We start from the raw sequence: 1,351 nt of genomic DNA on the forward strand, positions 1-1,351 counted from the left end.
CCACGGAGGCTTTTCCATGTCACGGTCCACGCTTGTCGCTGATCCGGTTCTGATCGTGGTCGGCGGTACGGACCCGGTGCTGCGCGGCTACTGCATGGAACGGGCCGCCGCCGCGTATCCGGTCGCGCTGATCGACGCCAAGCCGCCGACATGGCAGCAGGACCTGGTCGTCGACCACGAGGTCGCCGACCCCCGCGACCCCACGTCGGTGATCGCCGCCGGACTCGCGCTCGCCGAACGCCACACCATCGCCGACGTCCTGACCTGGGACGAATACGCCCTCGTCGCGACCACGCACCTCACCGTCCGGCTCGGACTGCCCGCCAACACCGTCGCGTCGATGAACGCCTCCCGAGACAAGGCCGCCAGCCGCCGTCACTTCGCCCAGCACAACGTGCCATCCGCGACATCCACCCGCGTGCACACCCTTGCCGAGGCGACCGCCGCCGCAGACCGTACAGGTTTCCCCGTCGTGCTCAAGCCCTCCTCCCACGCCGGGAGCATCGGCGTCATCCGCATCGACAGCCCCGAAGCCCTCCCGGCCGGCTGGGAGTTCGCCGTGTCCGGGGCCGGTGCGCAGGGGCGCGAGGGCAGCGGTGTCCTGGTCGAGGAGTATCTGGACGGGCCGGAGATATCCGTGGAGTGCGTCACCCGGCATGGCGTGACCACCGTCGTGGCAGTCACCCGCAAGGACGTCGGCTTCGCGCCGTACTTCGAGGAAGTCGGCCACACCGTCACCGTCAGCGACCCACGCCTGCCCGACGTCGCCTCGGTCGCCGCCCGCGCGTTGCTCGCCCTCGGTGTGACCGATGGGGTGCAGCATGTGGAGATGCGCCTGACCGCGACCGGGCCGAGGATCGTCGAGGTCAACGCGCGTATCGGCGGCGACATGATCGGCGAACTCGTCCGCCTCGCCACCGGCCTCGATCTGCCCCGCATCGCCGCCGACATCGCCTGCGGCAACACACCGAACCTCACCCCCACCGCGCACACCACCGCCGCGATCACACTGCTCTACCCGCCCACCGCCGGCACTCTCACCGCTCGCCACCTCCCGGCCGCACCGGGCCCGTTGTGTCCGTGGCTGCGGCAGGTGACCTGGCTGCGCAACGTCGGCGACCAGGTCTGCCTCCCGCCCACCGCCATCCCCGGCGCCGCCCGGATCGGCTTCTTCATCGTCACCGCCGACAATCCCGGTGACGTGCAGGCCCGCCTGGCGTCCCTCACCGACCAGCTCACCCTGGCCGTCGAGCCCCACGCCACCGCCTGAGCCGTCGCTGGCCCGCAATCACCCCGGGCCGGGAGGGCTCCGCCGCGCTCCTCGCCCACCCGGCATCACCCCGCTGATCAC

At 71.5% G+C, this 1,351-nt stretch carries 1 protein-coding gene; it reads left to right on the forward strand.

Features of this window, described 5'->3' with window-relative positions:
* Positions 1-16: 16 nt before the first annotated feature.
* Positions 17-1,270 carry an ATP-grasp domain-containing protein gene (locus tag WH07_RS21830; protein ID WP_046502656.1) on the forward strand — a complete coding sequence of 418 codons (1,254 nt, stop codon included), beginning with the start codon at positions 17-19 and terminating at the stop codon, positions 1,268-1,270.
* Positions 1,271-1,351: the final 81 nt, after the last annotated feature.

Source organism: Streptomyces odonnellii, from assembly GCF_000981895.1.
GTDB lineage: Bacteria > Actinomycetota > Actinomycetes > Streptomycetales > Streptomycetaceae > Streptomyces > Streptomyces odonnellii.